18 protein-coding genes are annotated in these 24881 nt (G+C 48.4%); 15 read left to right on the forward strand and 3 right to left on the reverse strand.

The genetic code is table 11. The features are described from left to right. Positions 1-30: 30 nt before the first annotated feature. Together QZT80_RS20900 and QZT80_RS20905 are read right to left on the reverse strand one after the other, a co-directional pair. Entirely contained in the window at positions 31-1365 is a 1335-nt protein-coding gene (locus QZT80_RS20900; RefSeq protein WP_295126731.1) for an ATP-binding protein, read from the reverse strand. A gap of 2 nt (positions 1366-1367) precedes the next feature. Next, complete coding sequence (locus tag QZT80_RS20905; RefSeq protein WP_295126734.1) at positions 1368-2711, reverse strand: sigma-54 dependent transcriptional regulator; 1344 nt, start codon at positions 2709-2711, stop codon at positions 1368-1370. Between the two features lie 293 nt (positions 2712-3004). On the opposite strand from QZT80_RS20905, the gene QZT80_RS20910 reads away from it, so the two are divergent. From QZT80_RS20910 to QZT80_RS20960, 11 genes are all read left to right on the forward strand, one after another. Then, positions 3005-4252, forward strand: coding sequence for an efflux RND transporter periplasmic adaptor subunit (locus QZT80_RS20910; protein ID WP_295126737.1), 1248 nt, complete (start codon positions 3005-3007; stop codon positions 4250-4252). 48 nt (positions 4253-4300) lie between these two features. Beyond that, positions 4301-4990, forward strand: coding sequence for an ABC transporter ATP-binding protein (locus tag QZT80_RS20915; RefSeq protein ID WP_295126740.1), 690 nt, complete (start codon positions 4301-4303; stop codon positions 4988-4990). A gap of 18 nt (positions 4991-5008) precedes the next feature. Next, positions 5009-5218, forward strand: coding sequence for a hypothetical protein (locus QZT80_RS20920; RefSeq protein WP_295126743.1), 210 nt, complete (start codon positions 5009-5011; stop codon positions 5216-5218). 181 nt (positions 5219-5399) lie between these two features. Further along, complete coding sequence (locus QZT80_RS20925; protein ID WP_295126745.1) at positions 5400-7814, forward strand: ABC transporter permease; 2415 nt, start codon at positions 5400-5402, stop codon at positions 7812-7814. Between the two features lie 14 nt (positions 7815-7828). Then, complete coding sequence (locus QZT80_RS20930; RefSeq protein WP_295126747.1) at positions 7829-10246, forward strand: ABC transporter permease; 2418 nt, start codon at positions 7829-7831, stop codon at positions 10244-10246. Between the two features lie 34 nt (positions 10247-10280). Continuing rightward, positions 10281-10943 (forward strand): ABC transporter ATP-binding protein, encoded by a 663-nt coding sequence (locus QZT80_RS20935; RefSeq protein WP_295126748.1) that lies wholly within the window; start codon positions 10281-10283, stop codon positions 10941-10943. A 162-nt stretch (positions 10944-11105) separates the two neighbouring features. After that, entirely contained in the window at positions 11106-12554 is a 1449-nt protein-coding gene (locus QZT80_RS20940; protein WP_295126750.1) for a TolC family protein, read from the forward strand. A gap of 29 nt (positions 12555-12583) precedes the next feature. Continuing rightward, on the forward strand, positions 12584-13951 hold the full coding sequence (locus QZT80_RS20945; RefSeq protein WP_295126752.1) for an efflux RND transporter periplasmic adaptor subunit: 1368 nt from the start codon (positions 12584-12586) through the stop codon (positions 13949-13951). Positions 13952-14000: 49 nt separating this feature from the next. Further along, a complete protein-coding gene (locus QZT80_RS20950; protein ID WP_295126753.1) occupies positions 14001-15014 on the forward strand; it encodes an NAD(P)H-dependent glycerol-3-phosphate dehydrogenase in 1014 nt (337 codons plus the stop codon). Between the two features lie 1009 nt (positions 15015-16023). Continuing rightward, positions 16024-16383: a BlaI/MecI/CopY family transcriptional regulator gene (locus QZT80_RS20955; RefSeq protein ID WP_295126755.1), complete on the forward strand. Its 360-nt coding sequence runs from the start codon at positions 16024-16026 to the stop codon at positions 16381-16383. 10 nt (positions 16384-16393) lie between these two features. Then, positions 16394-17995 (forward strand): M56/M15 family metallopeptidase, encoded by a 1602-nt coding sequence (locus QZT80_RS20960; protein ID WP_295126757.1) that lies wholly within the window; start codon positions 16394-16396, stop codon positions 17993-17995. Here QZT80_RS20960 and hemW read toward each other — a convergent pair. Next, positions 17992-19116: a radical SAM family heme chaperone HemW gene (gene hemW, locus QZT80_RS20965; protein WP_295126759.1), complete on the reverse strand. Its 1125-nt coding sequence runs from the start codon at positions 19114-19116 to the stop codon at positions 17992-17994. The two genes, QZT80_RS20960 and hemW, sit on opposite strands and share 4 nt — an antisense overlap. A gap of 127 nt (positions 19117-19243) precedes the next feature. On the opposite strand from hemW, the gene QZT80_RS20970 reads away from it, so the two are divergent. From QZT80_RS20970 to QZT80_RS20985, 4 genes are all read left to right on the forward strand, one after another. Continuing rightward, positions 19244-20209, forward strand: coding sequence for a DUF4271 domain-containing protein (locus QZT80_RS20970; protein ID WP_295126761.1), 966 nt, complete (start codon positions 19244-19246; stop codon positions 20207-20209). A 74-nt stretch (positions 20210-20283) separates the two neighbouring features. Then, positions 20284-21045 (forward strand): uroporphyrinogen-III synthase, encoded by a 762-nt coding sequence (locus tag QZT80_RS20975; protein ID WP_295126763.1) that lies wholly within the window; start codon positions 20284-20286, stop codon positions 21043-21045. A 111-nt stretch (positions 21046-21156) separates the two neighbouring features. Continuing rightward, positions 21157-23214: a thioredoxin domain-containing protein gene (locus QZT80_RS20980; RefSeq protein WP_295126765.1), complete on the forward strand. Its 2058-nt coding sequence runs from the start codon at positions 21157-21159 to the stop codon at positions 23212-23214. Positions 23215-23469: 255 nt separating this feature from the next. Further along, a complete protein-coding gene (locus QZT80_RS20985) occupies positions 23470-24765 on the forward strand; it encodes an SUMF1/EgtB/PvdO family nonheme iron enzyme (RefSeq protein ID WP_295126766.1) in 1296 nt (431 codons plus the stop codon). The last annotated feature ends 116 nt before the right edge of the window (positions 24766-24881 follow it).

Raw genomic sequence — 24881 nt, forward strand, 5'->3', positions numbered from 1 at the left:
ACGGTCGAGTAAGCGCAACTTACAGACTATTTAGCTATTAAGCAATACATAAAACGTTGTACCGGCTGCAGGCGGACTCACCACTTTCAGCTGCCCGCCGTGCATTTGTATGATCTGTTGCGACAGGCTAAGGCCAATACCGGAGCCTTTTTTCTTGGTAGTAAAGAAGGGAATAAAGATCCGCTCAAGCGCTTCCTGCTCAATACCAGGGCCATTGTCTGCTATTTCAATACATACCTGCTGGGTACTACTGATATATCCTTTTATGTTGATGAGTGGTTTGTCTGTATGTTCCAGCGCGTCCATGGCATTTTTTACCAGGTTGATGAGTACCATTTGCAACTGTGCCGCATCGGCATGTACCTCTATATTTTCGGGCGATACGCCCGCGTGGTACGTGATGCCGGCGGCACGCATATCCGACTGCAGCAGGTTACTAACGGAGGCGATAAGGGTTTTAAGGCTTACCTGTGTAAACTGTGGCTCGGGCAGTGTGGTGTAGTCGCGGTAGGCATTTACGAAATTCATAATGCCTTTGCTGCGGCTCTCTACCGTTTGCAGGGCTTCTTTTAAATCTTCCACGGCTTCAGGACCAGGTGTGCCGGCGGCTATATCGTACTCCACGATATCCTTCATTGTACCAATCAACGATACTATGGGCGTAATGGAGTTCATGATTTCGTGACGCAGGATCTTGGTAAGGTTTTGCCAGGCTTCCAGTTCTTTTCGCTGCAGTTCGGCATGAATGTTCTGGATAGAGATGAGTTTTACCAGCCGGCCCTGTAACCTTACACTGGCCGCATTTATGGAAAGCTGCTGCCCGTTTTGCGTGCCGAACAGGCTTTTGTGCCCGGCCTGCAGGTATAACATCAGCTCAGGTAACTCGGGATGTGTATGTTTTAACTCATCGATGTAACGCAGGCGGTAAATGCCTAACAGTCGAAAGGCCGCCGGGTTGATCAATTCAATTTTGCCATCGTTGTCGAAGGAGAGTATACCTACGCTAATGTGTTGAATGATGGTGTCGATGTACTTCAGACTTGCTTCGCGTTCGGCGCGTGTTTGGCGGAACGCTTCCAGTACCTCGTTAAACTGGTGGTTAAGTGCGCTGAAGCTTTTGCCCATTTTATTATCCGCACTAAACCGGATGCTGAAATCTTCGTAACGGATCGATTCTAAGAACAGCGTGAGTTTGCGGTTAACACGGTTGAGGTAGTAATACAGGCCGTATATCTGTATGGCCAGCAAAGGCAGCATGCAACCCGCCAGGAAATACATGTGCTGCAGCAGGAACCATACGCCCAATGCTACGGTGATGGAAAGTGCTGTTATCCGAAAGAGAATATTTAAACTGAACCTGTTCACTATCAGATGTTATATTTTTCCATGCGACGGTATAAGGCCGCCCTACTCAATCCCAACTCCCTGGCTGCTTCGGTTATATTGCCACTACATTTTTTCAGTGCCTGGTTAATCATGTTTTGCTCCATCTCTTCGAGATTATAACCGGTGTTTAGTTTCTCGTTGCCGCTGGCCGCATTGTTCTTCATAAACACATCTTTGGGCATGAGTGTTTTGCCCTGCGAGAGAATAACGGCACGTTCAATGGCGTGCTGCAGTTCCCGGATGTTGCCCGGCCACTCGTACTGTTCCATTTGCTGCACTAAAGTGTCGTGCAGGAATGCAACGGGACGGTTATATTTCTTGCGGTACATGCCCAGGAAGTATTCCGCCAGCGGCACAATATCTTCCGTACGATCGCGTAATGCGGGCAGGTTTATTTCGATGGTGTTGATGCGGTACAGTAAGTCCTGCCGAAACAGGTACTGCGAAGCCATTTGTGTGATGTTACGATTGGTAGCACAAACGAGGCGTACGTTTACCGGCACCGATTTGTTGGAACCCACGCGGGTAACGGAACGGTTCTGTAGCACGGTGAGCAGCTTCGCCTGGAAAGGGAGCGAAATATTCCCGATCTCGTCCAGGAAGATAGTGCCGCCATTGGCTTCTTCGAAACGGCCGGTCCTGTCTTCACGGGCATCGGTAAAGGCACCTTTTGTATGGCCAAATAGTTCGCTTTCGAAGAGGCTTTCGCTGAGGGCGCCAAGGTCTACGCTTACGAACGATTTATCTTTCCTTAATGATAACTGGTGAATATGCCTCGCCAGCAGGTCTTTACCGGTACCGTTCTCGCCAAGTATCAGCACATTCGCATCGGTAGCGGCCACGCGTTCGGCCGTGTCCAGTATGTCCTGCATGGCTTTACTAACACTGATAAGGTTGTTGTTGGCGGCAGGTGCGGCTATGGTTTTGTCGGCACCATCGCTTTGCCGGGCCTCGAATGCTTTTTGCATGGTGGCCAGCAGCTTCTCGTTTTCCCAGGGCTTTAGTACAAAATCTACCGCACCGGCTTTTATAGCACGTACGGCCATTTCCACATCGCCATAGGCTGTAAATAACACTACCGAGGCTTTGGGATTGATGTCCAGTATCCTGTCAAGCCATTCAAAACCTTCCTTACCCGTACTCAGGTCGCGGGTAAAGTTCATATCGAGTAGAATTACATCGTAGTCGAAATTGGTAACGAGGTATGGGATTTTCTGGGGATTCTTTTCAAAGTCGACCTGTGCGAAATGGCGTTTTAACAACAGCCTGGCAGCACGCAGTACGTCGGTATCGTCATCTACTATAAGAATTTTTCCTTGCAGCATAGTTGTTATTATCTCTTTAGGTTAATGCAGGAACTGCAAACAATGTTCCCGTTATTGCGGATGAATGGCAGGCAGCCCGCTATCCGGGCTGTAAAGCAATATAAATAAAGATTTGCTGGCACTCAATATTTTCTTACCCTCCTCCATCAGCCATGGGCAAATGTCCGGAAACGAACACTGCGCGTCCGGCACAGGACGTTTTTATCAGATGTATTTTGCCGGAAACAGCCATGGTAAAGGGAATAGCTGTTTGGCATATGGATTGGAAATTGCTGGGTGCAAACTTACACTGCATGGACAGAAAAATTGAAAAGAAGTTCTGGAACAAAAAACGCATCATGATAATAGGCGGTAGTACGCTGGTGGTCCTACTGCTGGCTTACCAGCTCATATTTGCCGATCACCGTTCCAGGCTCAATGTTGAAAAAGACAAAGTAACCGTATCAACCGTCACTAAGGGCACGTTTGATGTTTATATCGTGGTAACCGCAGTAGTGCAACCGCTCAAAACCATCCGCCTGGATGCTATTGAGGGTGGTTATGTAATGCAAAAGTACCTCGACGGGGGGAGCATGGTTAAAAAGGGAGATTCTATCCTGCGCCTCGATAATCAGCGCCTGTTAATGGAATTCGTAAACCGCGAAACGGAAATGTACCGCCTCATTAACGAGCTGCAAAACACCCGCCTGCGCCTGAAACAAGATCGCTTTACCCTGGATAAAACCCTGAGCGACCTCGATTACACCCTCGATCAGGCAAAAGATGTGTACGATCGTAACTCAAGCCTGTTTAAGGATAAAGTGATCGCTGAGTCGGACTTTCTTAAATCAAAAAGAGATTTTGAGAAGTTGAAGCGTAACCGCGAAATTGAAGTACAATCGCAGAAGTACCAGGAAGAGAACAGCCGTCTGCAAATCATACAGCTCGAGGCTACCATCGAGCGTACGCAGCGTAACCTGCAAATGATGAAAAGCAACCTCGCCAACCTGGTGGTGCGTGCCCCGGTAAGTGGCCAGCTTTCTTCTATCAATGTGGAAGTAGGATCGAGCATTACTGCCGGACAAAACATTGGCCAGATCGATGATATGGACGGTTTTAAACTGCGTGCGGAAATCGACGAACACTATATTTCCCGCGTATATGTAGGCCTGAAAGCTAACTTCGAGTTTAACGGAAAAGAAAATACGCTGATGATCGCGAAGGTGTATCCTGAAGTAAAGAGCGGCCGTTTTGAAGTAGATATGGTATTCGACGGCAAAACGCCGGAAGGTATACGCCGTGGTCAAAGTACCCCTATCCACCTGGAACTGGGTAAATCATCGGAAGCGGTGTTGCTGCCCATGGGTGGTTTCTTCTCCGATACGGGTGGCAACTGGGTGTACGTGGTGGATAAGAGCGGTAAAAAAGCTGTGAAGCGCCAGATATCCCTGGGCCGTAAAAACCCGCTGTACTTCGAGGTGCTGGATGGTTTGCAGCCTGGCGAACAGGTAATTACCTCCTCGTACGAGAATTATGGCGATAAAGAAGTTTTATCATTTTAATAAATTAGATACTCACATCTACCCCCTATCATTCATAAAAATGAAGTCATGATCAGAACAGTCAATTTACAAAAGATGTTTGCAACCGAAGAAGTGGAAACAACAGCACTCAACGGTATCAATATGGAAATCCAGGATGGCGAGTTTGTGGCCATTATGGGTCCTTCGGGATGTGGTAAATCTACCCTGCTGAACATCCTTGGCTTGCTGGATAACCCTACCGACGGCGATTATCATTTCTGGGGAAAAGAGGTAGCCCGCATGAGCGAACGCCAGCGCGCGCAGTTACGTAAAGGCGCGATCGGCTTCGTGTTCCAGAGTTTTAACCTCATCGACGAACTTACGGTATTCGAGAATGTGGAGTTGCCACTGCTGTACCTGAAAGTGCCTGCCGCCGATCGTAAAAAGAAGGTGGAAGAGGTGCTGGAACGTATGAGCATCATGCACCGCCGTAACCACTTCCCGCAACAGCTGTCGGGTGGCCAGCAGCAGCGCGTGGCCATTGCCCGCGCGGTGGTAGCCCGCCCCAACCTGATACTGGCGGATGAGCCCACGGGTAACCTCGACTCTACCAACGGTGAAGAAGTGATGAAACTGTTGCAGGAATTGAACAACGCCGGTACTACCATGATCATGGTAACCCACTCTCCCTACGACGCCGGTTTTGCCCATCGCATCGTGAACCTGTTCGATGGACGGGTGGTAACGGAGAATATCAAGGAGCAGTTTCACGTATAAACGATAAATGCAGTCATCATGAATACAGAATGGAGGCTTTTACTGAAGCCGTTGGTGGAAATACAAGGTTATCACGGAGCGGAGGGCAGCGGTCTGCCTGCCGTGGGTGAGGTGCTGCTGTACGGCCTTTGTGTGGTATTCCTGGTGCTGCCTGCAACCATTGTTTTAACCGGCTATTTATGCGGACGCCATCGCAGGCGGACCGGCGATACGTTTTATCCCCTGTAAAGAGCGTTGGCGATGTTTTTAAACTATTTTAAAACCGTAAGGCCTTACCTCTTGAAATATAAGGGCATTATCAACGCTGCCAGTCTGCCGGCATTCCTCATTTCAGCCTTCAAACATTCCTGCCTCCAGGCAATTTATCAACCCAGCCAAATTATTACGAACAGCGAAAACCAAAAGTATAATGTTCTCAAACTACTTCAAAATCGCCTGGCGCAACCTCTGGAAGCACAAAGTGCTGAGCATGATCAATATGGCCAGCCTCGCCGTTGGTATCAGCGCTGCGCTGGTGATATACATGATCGTACAGTACGATTCTTCGTTCGATAAGTTTCAGAAAGATAACGACCAGATTTATCGCGTAGTGACCGACTTGTCGTTCGGGGAGTTTAATATGAAAACCTCCGGCGTGCCTGTTCCCCTGGCAGCGGCAATCAGGGAAGAAGTACCGGGAGTTGAGATGACCACGTTCTTTAGTTTACTTAAAGATGTACAGGTGCGGTTGGGAGGAACGGCTACAACGTTCCGCAGTAAGGAGGGGAGCATGTTTGCGGATACTAATTATTTTAAGCTGATCAACTACGAATGGCTGGCTGGCACCGCCGCTGCTTTTGAGGAACCGTATAAACTGGTGCTTACGCAAAGTGTGGCCGCTAAGTATTTTCCTGGTGTAGCGCCTGCCGACGTTATTGGCAGAGAGATCATTTATAATGATACGGTGCATACGCAGGTAATTGGCGTGGTGGCCGATTTAAAGGGTAATACCGACTTCAGGTTCCATACTTTCATTTCGCGCCGTACGCTTATTGCTGCTGGTTTGGCAGATGCGCGTTCGGATGCACAGTGGGGCAGCACCAACTCGGCCAACCAGTTGTTCGTCAAAATGCATCACAGTACATCGCCGGCAGTGGTACAGGCCGGGCTTGACTCGTTACGCAACAAGTACAATAAACCATCGCCGGATTCTAAGGCCAGTTATATTTTACAGCCGCTCAGCGACCTGCACTTCAATAATGGCTATGGTGCATTCGACCAGCGTATTGCCAGCAAAGCCACGTTAACAGGCTTATTATTTACCGCGGCGTTCCTGCTTATTTTAGGTTGCATCAACTTTATCAACCTGCAAACCGCGCAGGCGGGCAGCCGTGCAAGAGAGATAGGAGTGAGAAAGGTAATGGGCAGTTCTAAGTCGCGGCTCATTCAGCAGTTCCTGGGCGAAAGCCTTTTATTGACGGTGCTGTCCACGCTTTTTTCCATCGGGCTGGTGCCTGTTATCCTGGCATTATTCCGTTCGTTTATTCCTGAAGGGGTAACATTCAGTACGCTGTTCCAGCCGCATGTAATCATGTTCGTATTGTTACTGGTATTAGTTATTAGTCTTTTGTCCGGATTTTATCCTGCCATGGTAATGTCGCGCTTCGAGCCGGTATCGGTGTTAAAGAACCAGGTAGCGGGGCGGAGTAGCAAATCGTGGTTAAGACAGGTGCTTACGGTATCGCAGTTTACCATTGCGCTGGTGTTTATTATTGCCACCATAATCGTAGGGCAGCAAATCAGGTATGGTTTAACAAAGGATTTAGGCTTTAGTAAAGAGGCGATATTGCACGGCTCTATCTTCTACAAGGCCTCTGCGGCTAACAGGCAGTTGTTTGCAGAACGATTGCAGCATGTGGCGGGCGTTAAGATGGCAGGGCGTAGCAATCAGCCGCCTGCCAGCAATAATTCTATGTCCAGCGGGGTATATTTCCTGAATCAAAAGGAAAGACGCTCTCATACCCTACAGTTCAAAATTGCCGATACCAGCTACCTGCCCATATATAGTCTTAAGCTGCTGGCAGGCCGTAACCTGTTACCCAGCGATACGGCACGGGAGTTTATTATGAATGAAACGACTGCACGCGAGGCCGGCTTTAAAAATCCCGCCGATGCTATTGGCTCTTTCATTGAATGGAATGATAAGAAGCTGCCTGTAGTCGGCGTCGTTAAGGACTTCCACGTACGGTCCTTAAAAGCTGAGATAGTGCCGATACTCATCACCAGTAACATCAGGAACTGTTATGATTACAACATACTATTACAGCCAGGCAGCGCCGACACCTGGAAAAAAACGATAGCTGAAATAAATACAATTGCCGCTGAGGTATTCCCGGAAATGGATTTTACGCTAAAGTTTTATGATGATGAAATAGCGAACTTTTATAATAGCGAACTGGCGCTCGGTAAACTGCTGTCCTGGGCTATGGCCCTGATGATCATTATCAGCTGCCTCGGTTTGCTCGGCCTCTCTATACATGCCACCACGCAACGCACGAAGGAAATCGGTATCCGGAAAATACTGGGCTCCAGCATTACGGGCATTGTGGCGCTGTTTACGAAAGAGGTAATCAGGCTGATAGTGATAGCGCTGCTTATTGCCACACCGCTGGCCTGGTATGCGATGCACAAATGGCTGAACGATTATGCGTTCAGGATAAATATTGAGTGGTGGGTATTTGTGCTGGCAGGTGCCGGGGCTATCGTTATCGGGCTGCTAACGGTAAGTTTTCATTCTGTTAAAGCTGCTGTGATGAACCCCGCCCGCGCATTGCGGACGGAATAATAAAACATTAAGTTATGATCAGGAACTATTTTAAACTCGCCTGGCGAAACATCTGGAAGTCAAAAGGCACTTCCACCATTAATGTTACCGGCCTGGCCGTTGCGGTGGCGGCAGCTTTGCTGCTGGCGGTTACGGCGCACTTCCAGCTATCGTTCAATAACTTTCATGAGAACGGCGCTTCCATTTACCAGGTATTTGAGCTGGAAAATAAGGCGGAAGGAGCTACTCCGAAGTCTAATATGCCCATGCCCCTGCAAGATGTGATTAAACAGGATATGCCTGAGGTAGAATTATCTACCCGTTTCCTGGGCGGTGGGGCGCATTACCGCTTCGGTGCGAAAAATGGCAGTATGGGCATCCGGTTTGTTGATCCCGACTTCTTCCGCATCTTCTCTTTCCCTATTATCGCGGGTAGTAAAACCCCGCTGGACGAACGCAGTAACATCGTGATCAGTGAAAAGTCGGCGGTTAAGTGGTTTGGAACAAAAGATGTGGTGGGCAAACAGGTGTCGCTTAAACTCGGGGATACCTGGAACAGCTATACCATCAGTGCCCTGATACAGGATGCGCCGATGAACTCCGACTTAACGTTTGGCGCACTGATGTTGATAGAGAACCATCCATCCTATGCCTCTAATAAGGACGTATGGACGAACTATAGCACGGAGATCTTTGTAAAACTCGCTGATAATGCTACCACGGAAGGATTGGAAAAACATAGCCAGGCGGTGGTAAATAAGTACTATGCGGATGACCTTGTAAAACTCAAACGCGATGGTGCCAAACCCGACGCGGATGGGTATATCAAGAAGTTTGGCGGCATACCATTGAGTGATATACACTTCAACAACGTGAGTGGTACGGGGGGCGATATCAAAAGGACAGTGCCTTACCTGCTGCTGCTCATTGCAGGTTTTGTGTTGTTTATCGCCTGCATCAACTTTATAAACCTCTCGGTAGCCCGCGCATTTAACCGTGCAAAGGAAATAGGAATGCGCAAAACGATGGGTGCTTTGCGCCTGCAGTTAATCGTGCAGTTATGGGGCGAAGCGGTGCTTATTTGTTTAATCGCCCTGGCGTTGGGTATCGGGCTTACGGCTGTATTGATGAAGGGCTACAATGCCTGGCTAAGGGTGCCGCTTACCATGAGTATGATCATACAGCCTACCATACTGCTTTCCATCTTCCTGGTGTTTGTAGTAATGACGCTGGTGGCGGGTGTTTATCCCGCGCTGGTGATGACGCGCATTAATACGGTACAGGCCTTAAAAGGCAGTGTAAAACCTGGCAGGAAACAGTATGTACGTAACTCGCTCATCGTGGTGCAATTTGCTTTCTCTGCCCTGCTGATCTGCTGTACGCTGGTGGCCTGGCAGCAAACGAATTACCTGCGCTCCAAACCGCTTGGGTTTAATAAAGAGCAGGTGATCAGCATGCCACTGGCGGGAGAAATGGGAAGAGACGTGCTGATGGGGTTATTGCGTAATAAACTCGCCGCACAGCCAGGCATCCTGGGTGTAACGGGGGCCGATAATAATATGGGGCTGGGCCGCGATGGCTCGTCCATGAACTCAGTGATCAGTTTCGATTATAACGATCGTGAGGTATATACACACTGGCTGTGCGTCGACTACGATTACCTGCAAACGCTGGGGATCCAGTTGGTGGCCGGCCGCGACTTCTCCCGGGAAATGGCGTCCGACTCTACGGCAATAGTTATCAATGAAACGATGGCCAAACAATTGGGCGATAAAGATCTTGTGAACAAGTTTATAAAGTTTGATGAAGATGGAGAGCAGCACCAGGTGATTGGCATTATGAAGGACTTCAACTTTAAATCGCTGAACAGGAAAATAGAACCGTTATCGCTGAACATGACGGAAGGGGCACGCAATGTTTCCTACGCATTTGTGAAAGTGCAGCCCAACGATTTGCCAGCTTCTATGGCGCGTGTGGAAAAAGCCTGGGCTGAAATACTGCCGGGGGCTGAATTCCGTGGTTCGTTCCTCGACGAGAACGTGAACAGGCAATATAATGAGGAGAAGAGAATGACGCAGCTGTTCGTGGCGGGCGCTATCATCACTATTATTATTTCCTGCATGGGCCTGTTCGCCATCGCTATTATGGCCATTACCCAACGCACCAAGGAAATTGGCATCCGGAAAGTACTGGGTTCCAGTGTAGCCGCTATTGTGGTACTACTGTTCCGCGACTTCCTTAAACTGGTAATCGTCGCTATTGTTATTGCCACCCCGCTGGCGTGGTACGCCATGGGGCAGTGGCTCAACGGGTTTGCGTACAATGTGGGCCTGCAATGGTGGGTGTTTGTACTGGCAGGCCTCTCCGCCATTATAATTGCCCTTTTCACGGTAAGCATCCAGTCTGTTAAAGCTGCCCTCGCCAACCCGGTAAAATCATTAAGATCAGAATAACCTTTTTATATTTATAAAGACATCTATATTAGTTATGATCCACTTAAAGCATATTTCCAAGCACTACCCGGTTGGTTTTGGTAAAAACGACATCCTGAAAGACATCGACCTGCATATTCATGAAGGTGAGTTTGTGTCTGTCATGGGCCCCAGCGGCTCGGGGAAGTCGACGCTGTTGCATATCCTGGGCCTGCTGGAAGAGCCTTCTGCGGGAGAGTATTATTTCGACAATGAACTGGTGAGTAAGATGAACGAAAAAAAGCGTACCCAGTTGCACCGGGGCAGCATCGGTTTCGTGTTCCAGGCTTATCATCTTATCGACGAACTTACCGTGTACGAGAATATAGAAACGCCGCTGTTGTACCGTAACGTACCGGCCGCCGAACGTAAAAGCCGTGTAGCCGACATACTCGACAGGTTTAACATCGTGGCTAAAAAAGACCTGTTCCCTAACCAGCTTTCGGGCGGTCAGCAGCAGTTGGTGGGTATTGCCCGGGCTATTATAGGCGAACCCAAGGTCATTTTTGCGGATGAACCTACGGGTAACCTCCACTCTGACCAGGCCCTCTCTATCATGCAACTGTTCAAAGAACTGAACGAGAAAGATAAAATCACCATTGTGCAGGTAACTCACTCTGACGTGAATGCCACCTACGGCAACCGTATTGTCCGCATTATGGACGGAAAGGTGCAATAGGCATCCATTTATAAAAAAATACGGTGGTTTGAATACATAAAAGCCTTTGATATGATGTTTTCCGTTAAATTCGTATGGCCTTGCACCATACCTACCCTTAAATTGCCATTTATCAAGATGAGGAAGCTGGTGTTTTTACAATTAATATACTTTTGTCAGGCTATGAGATTAAATCAATGCGTTAAAGCTGCCCTGCTTTCTTCCTTATTGTTTGTTGGTTCCTTCCGTGCAATAGCGCAGGAAAAGTGGAGTTTTGAGCGGTGCGTGGCATTTGCATTGGAGCATAACCTAACTATAAAACAGTCGGAACTGCAGCGCAGGCTGGCGGCCCTTACCCTTCAACAGAACCAGCTTTCACAGTTGCCCACCATCAATGGGGGGGCAGACGTGGGGTATAACTTTGGCCGTTCCATTAACCCGACCACCAACTCATTCGATAATACCACCCTTTTCAGCAGCGGTTTAAGTCTTAGCGCAGGGGCCAACCTGTTCAATTTCTTCCGTGTGCAAAACAATATCAAAGGCAGTAAATACGAACTGGAAGCCAGCACTTTCCTGCTGGAAAAGGCCCGTAACGATATGTCGTTCAATATCGCTAACGCCTTTTTGCAGATATTACTGGCTAATGAACAGGTTAAGATCAGCGAATCGCAGGTGTCGCTTTCTTCGTCGCAGCTGGACAATACGAAGAAGCTGGTAGCGGCAGGTTCTGTGCCTGAAAGCAACCAGGCCGACCTGGAAGCGCAACTGGCCCGCGACAGCTCTACGCTGGTATCGGCGCGCAACCAGGCTATTATTACGGTGTTGCAAATGAAGGCCATCCTCAATCTCGACTTCAACATTCCTTTTGAACCGGAAATTCCGGCTAATATTAAAGAAACTCCTGTGTTGGACATTGCGCAAACCGCCCCCGAAATGGTGTTTAGCGCAGCATTGTCTACGCAGCCACAGGCCAAGGCCGACCGGTCGAGGGTGCTTTCGTACGAACGTTACCTGGCAGCCACAAAGGCCCAGCAGTACCCAAGCCTTCGTGCAGCGGGCAGCATGGGTACCAACTATGCCAGTACTTCCCGCGAAGTGTTTGGTGCGCCTGTGTTTAACGGGTACGATACCATCGCCGCTGTTAGCGTAGGCGGTGCCGAGTACGGTGTTTATCAGCCCAACTACAGCTTTAACACGCAAAAAACGCCTTTCGGTACACAGATCAATAATAACTTCCGCCAATATATCGGGCTTAGTCTTAATATTCCCATCCTTAACGGCTGGGCAAATAAAAGCGCGGTGAACAGGGCAAAGATTGACCTGGCCAACCAGGAGCTAACCCAGGCAATAAACCGCCAGCAGCTCAGGCAGGATGTATATACGGCCCATGCCAACGCAGCAGCAGCTTTGCAGAAGTACCAGGCAGCCGCCGTTACAGAAGCGGCATCGCAAAAAGCATACGACTTTGCTACCAAAAGGTACAATGTTGGATTAATGAACTCGGTGGAGTATATTACTACGCAAACGAACCTATTTAAGGCACAGGTGGATAAGGTGTCCGCCCTTTACGACTATATATTTAAAATCAAACTGCTGGAGTTCTATCGCGACCAGAAAATCACGCTGTAGTGTAGGCGCCGGCCGAAACAAAACCGTTTATGAAAAGGAAGAGAATACTTTATATCATACTGGCAGTACTAGTAGTGGCAGTGGTGTTTGTAGTACTCAAGGGACGAAAAAAGGATGATGGTATTAAAGTGGCTGCCGACAAAGCGGCCAACAGGGATATTATCGAGGTTGTTTCGGCTACCGGCAAAATTTACCCGGAAATAGAAGTTAAAGTAAGCTCCGACGTATCAGGCGAAATTACCGACCTGTTAGTGGAAGAGGGCGACTCTGTAAAGAAAGGCCAGGTGCTGGCCCGTATTTATGCTGATGTATACGGCTCCATGCGCGATAAGGCCTCTGCTGCCGTAAGCCAGTCGCAGGCCCAACTGGCCAATGCCGATGCTTCCATTAATGCTTTTAAAGCGCGTATGGACCAGGCCAAAATTGTTTACGATCGTAACAAACAGTTGCTGGACCAGAAAGTAATTGCCCGCTCTGAATTTGAAACGGCAGATGCTAACTACAAAGCTGCCCTCTCTGATTACAACGCCGCCGTACAACAGGTAAACAGCAATAAGTTTGCTGTTCAAAGCGCGCAGGCAAATCTTAAAGAAGCTAATACCAACCTTGGCCGTACTACCATTGCCAGCCCGATGAGTGGTATTGTTTCCATGCTGCCTGTTAAAAGAGGCGAACGTGTGGTAGGTACTGCACAAATGGCAGGTACCGAAATGCTGCGTATTGCCGACATGAATACCATGGAAGTGCGGGTAGACGTGGGAGAGAACGATATTCCCAAAGTAAAATATGGTGATACGGCTGTTATAGAGGTAGACGCTTATAATAACCGCAAGTTCAAAGGCCTGGTAACACAAATAGCCAGCTCCAGCAAGGATGCTGCTACTACCACCAGCACCGGCTCGGCCGACCAGGTAACCAACTATATCGTACACATCCGCGTGCTGCGCGAGTCGTACGCTGACCTGTACGATCCTTCCAGGGCAAAGGTGTTCCCGTTAAGGCCCGGTATGAGCGCCAGCGTAGACATTCAAACCCGTTATGGTAAAGGCGTACTGTCTATCCCCATCACCGCCGTTACTACCCGCGATATGAACGATACGGGCAAGGTGGAAAAGAAGGATAAAAAGCCTGCCGCACCAGTTGCTAATTCAGACGAACCCGAAAAGAAAAAAGATATCCGCGAAGTGGTGTTTATCCTGCAAGCCGATGGTACCGTGCGTATGCGCGAAGTAACGATCGGTATACAGGATGATAATAACATCGAGATCCGTAGCGGAATTAAAAGTGGCGAACAGGTGATAGCCGCGCCATACGCCGCTGTTTCCCGCGAACTGAGCAACGGTAAAAAGGTGCAGGTAGTACCCAAGAACGAGTTGTTCGAAGGCGGGTCTAAATAAGTTCCGGCAATATTATTTACATTGCAGGAAATTTCCGGACACGTTGAGCATGGGTAATACAATCGGGATTATCGGGAGCGGCAGCTGGGCTACGGCCCTGGCCAAAATCCTCACAGACAATGAACATAATGTGCAATGGTGGGTGCGTAATGAAGATACGATCCGCCATATGCAGTTAAGGCATCACAACAAACACTACCTTACTTCTGTATATTTTAATACGCAGTTGCTGCACCTCAGCAATTCGGTAGCTGATGTAATTGCCGCCAGCGATTATATCATACTGGCCGTGCCCTCCGCCTTTTTGCGCGATGTGCTGGCCCCACTTTCTAACGATGCATTACAGGATAAAAAGATCGTGTCAGCCATCAAAGGGCTGATACCCGGCGACAATATGCTCATCAACGACTTCCTGTTGGAAACGTTTGACCTGCCGCTGGAGCAATATTTTACCATTACGGGTCCCTGCCATGCCGAAGAGGTGGCCGCTGAAAAGCTGTCGTACCTTACGTTCTCGGGCATTAATTTGCCCAATACGCAGCTCCTGGCCGATATGTTTACCAACACTTACCTGCAAACCATTGTGAACAGGGATGTGATGGGAGTGCAGTTTGCTTCTGTGCTCAAGAACATTTACGCCCTTGGCTGTGGCATCGCGCACGGGCTTGAGTATGGCGACAACTTTCTGAGTGTATACACCACCAACTGTTTCCGCGAAATGCAGGAGTTTCTCGAAACCTTCGAGCGCCAGCAGCCCGAAGGCAATACCACCCAGCATAACTACAACGCCAGCGCCTATCTCGGCGATCTGCTGGTAACCTGTTACTCCCTCCACAGCCGTAACCGTACTTTCGGTAACATGATCGGTAAGGGTTACAGCGTGAAGGCCGCCCAACTCGAGCTGAATATGGTGGCCGAAGGGTATTATGCCGCCAAATGTATTTTCGAGATCAACAAGGCCACCGGCGCCCACATGCCTATCGCGCAGGCCGTTCACTCCATCCTCTGGGAAGGACTCAATCCTGGCGAAGCTTTCCTCGCCCTGGAGAAAGGTTTTATTTAGGTAACCAGCTTCCGTTCCCTGTTCAGCCGCCGTTGTGTCACTCCCTTCAGCGGCAGGATTACTATTGGGCAAAAGCCGGGATTTGCCCTCTACGAAAAGTTCCTGTTCCGCGAAGTTTTCCGCGGCGTCAAAGGCCTTTACCACCACGCGTACAGTAAACACAGCCTTTACTTCGTATTGCCAGTTAAATAAACCAGCTACTTTAACCGCCAGCCCTTCTTCTACCAGCATGCCAGTGTTGTCGTACACCTGCGCATACACTTTTGTTACCTCAAAATTGTCCAATGCCAGGAGGCTGATAATGCCGTTTTCCACCTTTACCTGTCTGATTTCCGGTGCGCGCATGGCGTCCGAAATGGCTTCGTTGTAGGCACTGCGTCCTTTCCGCGCCCGGGCTTCATAAATCGCTTTGCGTGCCGGATCGTGGATGACTGATTGTGCGAACAACTGTGCCCGCCTGAACCGGTTATTGCTTTCTTTTTGCTTTGCTGTAGCCTGCCCGGCGTAAGGATGCTCCACTTTGCATAACACCGTTTTTCCGTGATGTTGCCTGAAATATCCCTGTTCCCCGAACTTTCCGGTGAGCCCGTAGGTGATTGAATTATGTGTATAGATAGCCATGATGATATAGTTTGTTTCCGTAAAGTTCGGTCAGCCGCAGGGCGAAAACTGTTCCTGAACGGAGGAAAAACTGTTCCCGAACGGAGTATTTTCCCGTGGGAGCAGGAAGAAACAAGTAGGACACACATAAGGAACATACGAGATGAGCGGCGCGTGAGCGGTAGCTGAGCGGACGGTGAGCGGACGATGAAGACGCTTTTTATACCTGTGGGTGTGTTTGCGACAAGTATTTCGCTCAATAGTACTACTGTCGTTGAACGGAGCGTCGCAACGGGGGTTTAATGGTTTGTCTGACGATGGTTAACTGAAAAATAAGTTTATTAACGTATAAAATAGTTGTTTAACTGAAAAATACGTTATACATTCGTATTGTACAATTCAATGATCAATGGAAAGTCTTACAAAAGCAGAAGAAAAGGTGATGCAGGTATTGTGGAAGCTGGACAAAGCGTTCGTGAAAGATATTATCGAAAACCTCGACGAATCGCCTAAACCGCCTTACACTACTATATCCTCCATCGTGCGCATACTGGAAGGGAAGGGGTTTGTGGCGTATAAAGCGTATGGTAAAACGCATGAGTACTACCCGGTAATAAAACGCGAGGAGTACAGTAAACGCACTATGCGACAAATGATCGCCGATTATTTCGATGGCTCTGCTGCGAATGTGATGTCGTTTTTGGTGCAGGAAGAAAAGCTGAAAGCGAGTGACATAGAAGCGTTGAAAAAACTGATTGATAAACAATAAAACTCCGTGTATGTCGGTGTTCTTTCAATACCTGGTACAAAGTTCCGTTTGCCTGCTGGCCTTTTATCTGTTGTACCTCGCAGTACTGAGGCGACTCACGTTTTTTAGCTGGTCACGTATATACCTGCTGGTGGCACTGTTTGCATCGGCAATCATACCGCAGTTAACGATCGAAAGTTCTTTTGCAGCGGCCCCCGTGACGGTAATACAGCCATTACAACAGGTGACGTTAACCGTACTGCCTGGCGGGTTTGAAGATGAACTGGTACCAGCCGGCGAAGCACAGGCTCCCATCTGGCCGCAGGTAGTATGGATGGTATACCTGGCCGGCGCCATGATCGTAGCAGGCCGGCTGTTACTGGCCGTGGCAGGCATGTGGCGCATGGTACGGAACAGTGAAAGAATTACACAAGACGGTTATCGCATTATACTCACGAAAGGCATTAATGCCTCTTTTGCCCATTACATTTTTATTGACCGCGATGCTTTTGCCAGCGATGACCGGACACACATCCTCCTGCATGAACAAACACATGTGAAGCTCCGCCATTCTGCCGACCTGATGTTGCTGGAGCTGGTGACGGTCATTTGCTGGTTTAACCCGGTAATATGGCTGTATAAAAAATCGGTGAAAGAAGTGCATGAGTACCAGGTAGACCGTATTGTGTCGGGCGAAACAAACGCAAAAACCTACGCAGGTATATTATTAAAACTGGCTACGGCCGGCATGTCGTTACCGGTTCATACTTTCAGCATGCAACCCCTGAAAGGCCGCATTACGATGTTATTCACTAATCCATCTCACAACATGAAAAAACTATTCTTCCTGCTGGTAATTCCCGTAGCAGGTGTGCTGCTATACAGCTTCGCCATGGTTGAAAAACCAACTGCTCCGGGCACAGTGCCGGCTAATGACGAGCCTTATGTAATTGTTCTTGACGCAGGCCATGGTGGCCATGATTGGGGAAGCAAAGGAGCCGATGCGTATGAAAAAGATATGGCTATGCAGCTAACCAAAGAAATTGCCACACAGGCGAAAGCTGCAGGTTTCGAAATAATATACACCCGCTCTGGTGATGAATTTATCGACCCCAAGGGGCGGGTAGAAATGCTGAAGGATAAAAAGAAGGCGAACCTGTTCCTGAGCATACACACCAATGGCGCACAGAATGCCACTCCCAGCGGCTCGGAGATTTATATTTCAAACAAAAATCAGTACTTCAGCTCCTCCGTACATGCAGCCCGGGAAATGCAAACCAGTTTGAAAGATCTGGAAGGTATTCCTGTAACGAAGAATCCGATCGTACGTGAAAAGGGAATTTATGTACTTGATAACGCGCCTACCACGGCAGTAATGTTAAACATCGGTTATGTAACCAATCCGAACGATGTGAAGTACCTGCAGGATGAGGCATGGCGCAAAGCTTTTGCTACCAAGGTGCTGGGCGTATTTACCAGGTTAAGGATGCACGGCATAGGTACTGCCACCATGCACGATAAAATGGGCGTACCGGAAGAGATGACACACATCTGGCAGATGGATAAGAATAACGGGAAACCGACTTATAAGTTTAATAAAAAAGGAGAACTGGAAATACAGGACGGTTGCTAAAAGAACAGCGATGCAGCAATACCATCGGCAAAAAACTTGCCCTGGCGTGTAAGCTTGAGGGTAACACCTTCTAACATCATCCAGCCCTTTCCAATAAATTCTGAGCCGGCAGCCAACAGTTGCCGGCTTTTTTCTTCTCCGAACCTTTCTGCTATTTCCTCGAGGTTACAGCCTGCGGCCGTACGCAGCGATATCATGATAAACTCGTTCAGTTTCATCGACGGGGTTAATTCTTCTATCTCAAAAGGCACCTGTCCTTTACGGATGTTTTGCATGTACAGCGGGTTGTTAGCCACATTCCACTGCCTCGACTGCCCGTTATAGGAATGTGCCGAAGGGCCCAAACCCAGGTAGGGCTGGCCTTTCCAGTAACTGCTGTTATGCCGCGAATGTTTACCTGGCTGTGCAAAGTTGGATATCTCGTAATGTTCATAACCCGCATCGCTCACCCAGTTCATCAGCATTTCAAAGTGCTGCGCCGCCTTGTCCGGATCAACCGGCGGTATCTTTTTCTTTTCGATGAAGTAATCCAGCGCGGTGCCAGGTTCAACCGTCAATGCGTAACAGGAAAGGTGTGGTACGCCCAGTTCAATAGCTTTGGCCACATTCTCTTTCCAACCTTCGTTCGTAAGCGTGGGGCCGCCATATATTAAGTCGATACTGATGTTTTCGATACCGGCCGCGCGCGCGTTTACAATGGAGGTAAGCGCCTGCTCCGCGTTATGGGCGCGGTTCATCCAGCGGAGGTCTTCTTCACGGAACGACTGTACGCCGATGCTCAGGCGGTTAATACCAGCGCTGGTCAGCTCTTCCAGTTTCTCCGGTGTGAGATCGTCGGGGTTGGCTTCGAGGGTAATTTCGGGAGATGTGGTGACTTCGAATAACGAGCTGGCTTTATCCAGCAGGCGTTTGATGTCCGACGCGGGTAAAATACTGGGCGTGCCGCCGCCGAAGTAGATAGTGGAGATGGGCTGTGCGGCCAGGTAACTGCGCTGCAACTCCATTTCCGCCAACAGGCAGTCTACCATTTCGTCGCGGTATTGCGCCGAGGTGGAGAAGTAAAAGTTGCAGTAATGACATGCCTTTTTGCAGAAAGGGATGTGAATATATATACCGGCCATGGCTCCTGTTAAAAAAGAAAACGATCTAATATTTGCAAACCTCGAAAATACAAGGGAGTTTTGTCAAAATTTTCTGATCAAGAATAGTTGCACTATATTCGGTGCATCGCAGTAAAAAAGCTATCCGGTGCGTATTATATCTTTCCTTGTCTTATTATTTGCCTACTTCCCGCTTGCCGCGCAATCGGACAGTACGCCCGCTGCTGCTCCAGTTCAAACGGCCCCTCCTGTGGCGAGGCCGTATGTGCCCAAAGTTAAGAAGGATTCTCTGCAAGTTGCGAAAACCCTTGCTATTCCTGCAATTGACAGCGCCGCACAGCTGCGCGACACCGTAGTGCCGGTACATCATTTCGATACGCTGATGGCGGGTTTAGCCGAGCGCAACGCCTTGCTCAGCAAGAAAATCGATCCTCCTTTTTATGATATAAACCCGGTACGTCCCGACCAGCAGGACGACTGGCTGATATATACAGTGGCCGGCGTATTGCTGCTGTTGGGTGTTATCCGCGCTGCGTACGTAAAGTACTTTTCCGACCTGTTCCGTGCCTTCTTTAACCCTACGCTCAGCCAGCGCCAGTTAAAAGACCAGCTTTCGCAGTCGCCTTTCCCTAACTTTTTGCTGAATGTGTTTTTCGTCATCAGCCTGGGTTTGTACTTATACCTGTTGATGAAACGCCTGGATTATCCCGTGGGCGAAAATGCCTGGATACTGATTCCTGCGCTGATCGCTTTGGTAGGCATCGTTTATTTCGTGAAATACGTGGTATTACGTTTTTGCGGCTGGCTGTTCGGCATCGCCGATCTGATAGATGCTTATGTGTTCGTACTATACCTCATTAACAAGGTGTTAGGCATATTGCTGGCGCCCTTCCTCGTATTATTAGCCTTCGGAAAGACCGAATTAGGGATGGCGATGCTATACATTTCTTTATTTTCTATAGTATTACTGGTTGTTTATAGGTATATAAGATCCTATACCCTTGTAAAGCAATACTTATCTTTCAGTAAGTTGCATTTTTTTCTTTACCTTTGCGCATTCGAAGTTGTGCCGGTGTTGATAATAACTAAGGCACTATTAAACCTAATTGGTTAACTGGTAATGTAAATTACTGCGATTGTTAACACAAGAGCAAATTACGTATGATTAAAGGCGGGCAAAAAAAAGAATTGCAAGAAAAGCAACTGTCAATCCTCATTTCCCAACCTAAGCCAGAGACAGAGAAATCCCCCTACTACGACTTAGCAAAGAAATTCAACGTGCGACTGGATTTTCATCCGTTTATTAGGGTGGAAGGTGTACCTGGCAAAGAGTTTCGTAAGCAAAAGGTTGATATTCTCAACTATACAGCTGTCGTTTTCACCAGCCGTAATTCCGTAGACCACTTTTTCAGGGTTTGCGAAGAACTCAAGCTAAAGGTTTCACAGGATTGTAAGTATTTCTGTATTACAGAGGCAGTAGCGCTGTACTTGCAGAAGTTCATACTTTACCGTAAACGTAAAGTATTTTTCGGGGCCGACGGTACCACCAAAAGCCTGCTGGACGTGATGAACAAACACAAGGAGAACGAGAAATTCCTGTTCCCCAGTTCCGACAGCCAGAAGAAAGATATTGAAGAATGGATGAAGGCGAACAAGTGCGAGTACGCAACAGCCAGCCTTTACAAAACGGTTTCGAACGATGTGAAGGACATCCTGGCCGGTACTTTGTACGATCTGATCGTGTTTTTCAGTCCTTCGGGCGTAAAATCGCTCTTCGAAAATGTTCCTAAGTTCAAGCAGAACGGTACGGCTATTGGGGCATTTGGGCCTACCACTTCGGCAGCAGTAGAAGAAGCAGGTCTTCGCCTGGATGTTAAAGCGCCGGCGCCACAGGCACCTTCGATGGTAGCAGCGCTGGAAAAATATCTGAACGACCTGGGCAAAAAATAGATTCAAACTCAGAAAAATATCATTAATTGCAGGGGAGCGGTGTAAACCGTTCCCCTGCTGCTTTTGGGGCGGCCTGTAATTTGAGGAGCTTACAATCAAAAACCGGACACTTTGATACCTGCACATACGAACAAACTGGCTGGAGAGGCCAGTCCCTATCTGCTGCAACATGCCCATAATCCCGTAAACTGGTACCCCTGGGGCGAAGAAGCGCTGAACCTGGCTGTGGAACAGAACAAACCAATACTGGTGAGTATCGGTTACGCCGCCTGCCACTGGTGCCATGTAATGGAGCGGGAAAGCTTCGAGAACGAAGCTACTGCCGCCATTATGAACAAACATTTCATTAATATTAAGATAGACCGGGAAGAACGTCCCGACCTCGACCATATATACATGGATGCCTTGCAGGCCATGAGCGGGCAGGGAGGCTGGCCGCTGAACGTATTCCTGTTGCCGAACAAGCAGCCTTTTTACGGTGGTACCTATTACCCGCCGGTAAAGGCTTACAATCGCCCATCGTGGACAGAAGTGCTGGAAGCCATCAGCCAGGCATACCGCGAGCGGCGCGGCGAGTTGGAGCAGCAGGCGCAAACCCTTACAGAACATTTACACAACTCTAATAAGTTTGGCGTAGAAGCCTCGAAAAGTGCGCTGGTACCCATAAACGAGTTGTTTAATAAAGAGCAGTGTGATACTGCCGCTACGGCCATTATGGCCCAGGCCGACAAGGAATGGGGAGGATTTGGCCGTGCGCCTAAGTTCCCGGGCACCTTTTCTATTCGTTACCTGTTGCAGTACGACCATGCATTCGGCGACGAAGCGGCCAGGAAACAGTCCCTGTTATCGCTGGACAAAATGATACAAGGCGGCCTGTACGACCAGCTGGGCGGTGGTTTTGCCCGCTACTCCACCGACGAAATGTGGCTGGCCCCGCATTTTGAAAAGATGTTGTATGATAATGCCCTTCTTATCGACGCCATGGCCGACGCGTACCAGATCACGCAGGAGCAAACTTACCTTGATACCATTCACCATACCCTTCAGTTCATTTCCCGCGAAATGACATCCCCCGATGGTGCCTTTTATGCCGCGCTGGACGCCGATTCAGAGGGAGTGGAGGGAAAGTTTTATACCTGGAGTAAAGCTGAGGTAGAGGAAGTACTGGGCGACGATGCCGAATTGTTCTGCCGGTTTTACGACATACGCGAACATGGAAATTGGGAAGAAACAAATATTTTATGGATCACCGAACCTGTAAAAGAATTTGTAGCAGGCACCGGCTTACCCATTGAAAAGCTGGAAGTTATACTGGCCGAAGGGCGCTCAAAACTCCTGCTGGCGCGAGATAAACGTATTCGTCCGGGCCTCGACGATAAAATATTATTAGGGTGGAACGCGTTATTGATTCACGCATGTTGTAAGGCGTACAGCGTAAGCGGTACGCAAGCCTACAGAGAGATGGCCGAAAAGGCAATGAACTTTGTGCTGGCGGCAATGCAACAGCCGGGCGATAGCGGGGCCCTATACCATACCTACAAAAACGGCTCTGCCAAGTACCCTGCATTCCTGGACGATTATGCGTACGTGATAAGGGCGTTGATTGCGCTGAGCGAAGTGACGGGAAATCTTTTCTACATCCGCAGAGCGAAAGACCTGACAAAGTTTGTGGAAGCGGCTTTTGGAGACGAGGACGAAATTTATTTTTATTACACGGCAACCGGTCAAACCGATGTTATCGTACGTAAAAAAGAGATTTATGATGGTGCCGTGCCTAGCGGTAACGCGGTGATGGCCTGCAACTTGTGGTATCTGTCGATCGTATTTGACCAGCGAAAATGGGCAGAGCGCGCAACCGGGATGGTTTCGGGGTTAGCGCAAACCGCCACCAGGTATCCCACCTCTTTCGGTGTTTGGGCGTCGTTACTGATGCAAATGGTGTTGGGGACGAAAGAATTAGCCGTAGTGGGTACTGATTATAAGGGCAGGATGAATGATATAAATAAAAAATATATACCGTTCAAAGTCTTACTGGGCGTGGAAAGAGAAGAAAAAGATATGCCTTTGTTAGTGGAAAGGTTTGCGGAAGGTGAAACATTAATATATTTATGCGAGCATTATGCTTGTGTTAAGCCAGTGAAATATATAGAAGAAATTATTAATTTGTAACTGAAATTGATTATTTTGCATTGAATCTATAAGAAAATTGGCTGGATATAATAAAATGTTAAAAAACTCGTTTAAATTAGTTACAAGAAGTCAGGATTGGGTTTGAAAAAGTTGGGTAAAAAGTAACTACGGATTAAAATAAATTATTACATTTGCTATCTTTCTGATAAACAACCAGGTGAAAAAAAGCGATGATTCAAGGCCGTTACGGGTTGGCAGAGATGCATCTGGCAGGTAAAAGGAAAACATATTCTAATGAAAGTCACCCTTATGAAGATTAATTATTGTAAAGGGCTTTTGGCTATACTGCTGCCTGTTCTGCTGGCAAGTTGCGGCGGCAGCAAGACTCCAAAAAATGCACAGGGGCAACTCATAGGTGTGAGCCCCAGGCCCAAGTATTATCCTCCTGTACCTTATGGAATGGTGTATGTGCCGTCCGGAACGTTTCACATGGGCCCCAGTGATGAGGACGTGAACTATTCCTTCACTGCCAGGAACAAGGCCATTTCCATCTCAGGTTTTTACATGGACGCGACCGAGATCACCAACAACGAGTACCGCCAGTTCGTAGGCTGGGTAACCGATTCTATCTCCCATGTTTTGATGGGGCACGTGAAGAATGTGGATGGCCAGGACTTTATCGACTGGAAGCAGAAGATCAACTGGAAGGACAAAGCGACCTTAGAGAAGATCGACGCGTTGTTGTATTCTGAGGCCGATCGTTTGTATGGCCGTAAGGAGATCGACGTAAATAAACTGAAGTATCATGCCGAAACCTTTAACTGGGATAAGGCTAAACTGCGTGAGAATGCAGGTAAGTCGCGCTCAACCTTCATCGAGAAGAAAGACGTGGCGATCTACCCCGATACCCTTTGCTGGATCAGGGATTTCTCGTACGCTTATAACGAGCCGATGACGAGGATGTACTTCTGGCATCCGGCTTTCGATAACTATCCTGTAGTGGGTGTAACCTGGCATCAGGCAAATGCTTTCTGCGAATGGCGCAGCCGCTTCTGGGATGACTATCGTGTTTCCAAGAAACTTTATACGGAAGATAAATTCCAGCTGCCATCTGAGGCGCAATGGGAATATGCCGCACGAGGTGGTCGTGAACAGGCGCCTTACCCCTGGGGTGGTTACTACCCGCGTAACAAGAAAGGTTGTTTGCTGGCGAACTTTAAACCTGGTCGCGGTAACTATCCGGAAGATGGCGGTTTCTACACCGTACGTGCCGATGCTTACTGGCCTAACGATTATGGCCTGTACAACATGGCAGGTAACGTAGCCGAATGGACACAGGATATCTTCTACGAAAACTCCTACTCCTTTACATCAGATATGAACCCTTACCTCCGTATGGACGTTCCTGATGATGCTGCTCCAAAAATGAAGCGTAAAGCAGTTAGAGGAGGTTCATGGAAAGACATTGGTTATTTCCTGCAGAACGGTACGCGTTCGTACGAATTCCAGGACAGCGCCAAATCGTACGTAGGTTTCAGGTGTACAATTGCCTTCCTGAGCCGCTCCAAAAACGATTTCAATAAGAAGTAAGATCGAATAGCTATAGGGGTATTGAAAACCCTGCATTGCAAATCAAGTCATGAGAACACTATATTCTATAACGAGCTTTTTAACCTTTAAACAAACAAATTTTAATCTAAAATTTT

Origin of the sequence: uncultured Chitinophaga sp. (assembly GCF_902168175.1) — a bacterium.
GTDB lineage: Bacteria > Bacteroidota > Bacteroidia > Chitinophagales > Chitinophagaceae > Chitinophaga.

What these genes read in the sequence shown, in the direction of transcription:
- QZT80_RS20910 (WP_295126737.1), top strand. Translation starts at nt 3,005, where the DNA reads ATGGACAGAAAAATTGAAAAGAAGTTCTGGAACAAAAAACGCATCATG.
- hemW (WP_295126759.1), bottom strand. Translation starts at nt 19,116, where the DNA reads ATGGCCGGTATATATATTCACATCCCTTTCTGCAAAAAGGCATGTCAT.
- QZT80_RS20905 (WP_295126734.1), bottom strand. Translation starts at nt 2,711, where the DNA reads ATGCTGCAAGGAAAAATTCTTATAGTAGATGACGATACCGACGTACTG.
- QZT80_RS20915 (WP_295126740.1), top strand. Translation starts at nt 4,301, where the DNA reads ATGATCAGAACAGTCAATTTACAAAAGATGTTTGCAACCGAAGAAGTG.
- QZT80_RS20985 (WP_295126766.1), top strand. Translation starts at nt 23,470, where the DNA reads ATGAAAGTCACCCTTATGAAGATTAATTATTGTAAAGGGCTTTTGGCT.
- QZT80_RS20925 (WP_295126745.1), top strand. Translation starts at nt 5,400, where the DNA reads ATGTTCTCAAACTACTTCAAAATCGCCTGGCGCAACCTCTGGAAGCAC.
- QZT80_RS20930 (WP_295126747.1), top strand. Translation starts at nt 7,829, where the DNA reads ATGATCAGGAACTATTTTAAACTCGCCTGGCGAAACATCTGGAAGTCA.
- QZT80_RS20950 (WP_295126753.1), top strand. Translation starts at nt 14,001, where the DNA reads ATGGGTAATACAATCGGGATTATCGGGAGCGGCAGCTGGGCTACGGCC.
- QZT80_RS20920 (WP_295126743.1), top strand. Translation starts at nt 5,009, where the DNA reads ATGAATACAGAATGGAGGCTTTTACTGAAGCCGTTGGTGGAAATACAA.
- QZT80_RS20935 (WP_295126748.1), top strand. Translation starts at nt 10,281, where the DNA reads ATGATCCACTTAAAGCATATTTCCAAGCACTACCCGGTTGGTTTTGGT.
- QZT80_RS20960 (WP_295126757.1), top strand. Translation starts at nt 16,394, where the DNA reads ATGTCGGTGTTCTTTCAATACCTGGTACAAAGTTCCGTTTGCCTGCTG.
- QZT80_RS20945 (WP_295126752.1), top strand. Translation starts at nt 12,584, where the DNA reads ATGAAAAGGAAGAGAATACTTTATATCATACTGGCAGTACTAGTAGTG.
- QZT80_RS20940 (WP_295126750.1), top strand. Translation starts at nt 11,106, where the DNA reads ATGAGATTAAATCAATGCGTTAAAGCTGCCCTGCTTTCTTCCTTATTG.
- QZT80_RS20955 (WP_295126755.1), top strand. Translation starts at nt 16,024, where the DNA reads ATGGAAAGTCTTACAAAAGCAGAAGAAAAGGTGATGCAGGTATTGTGG.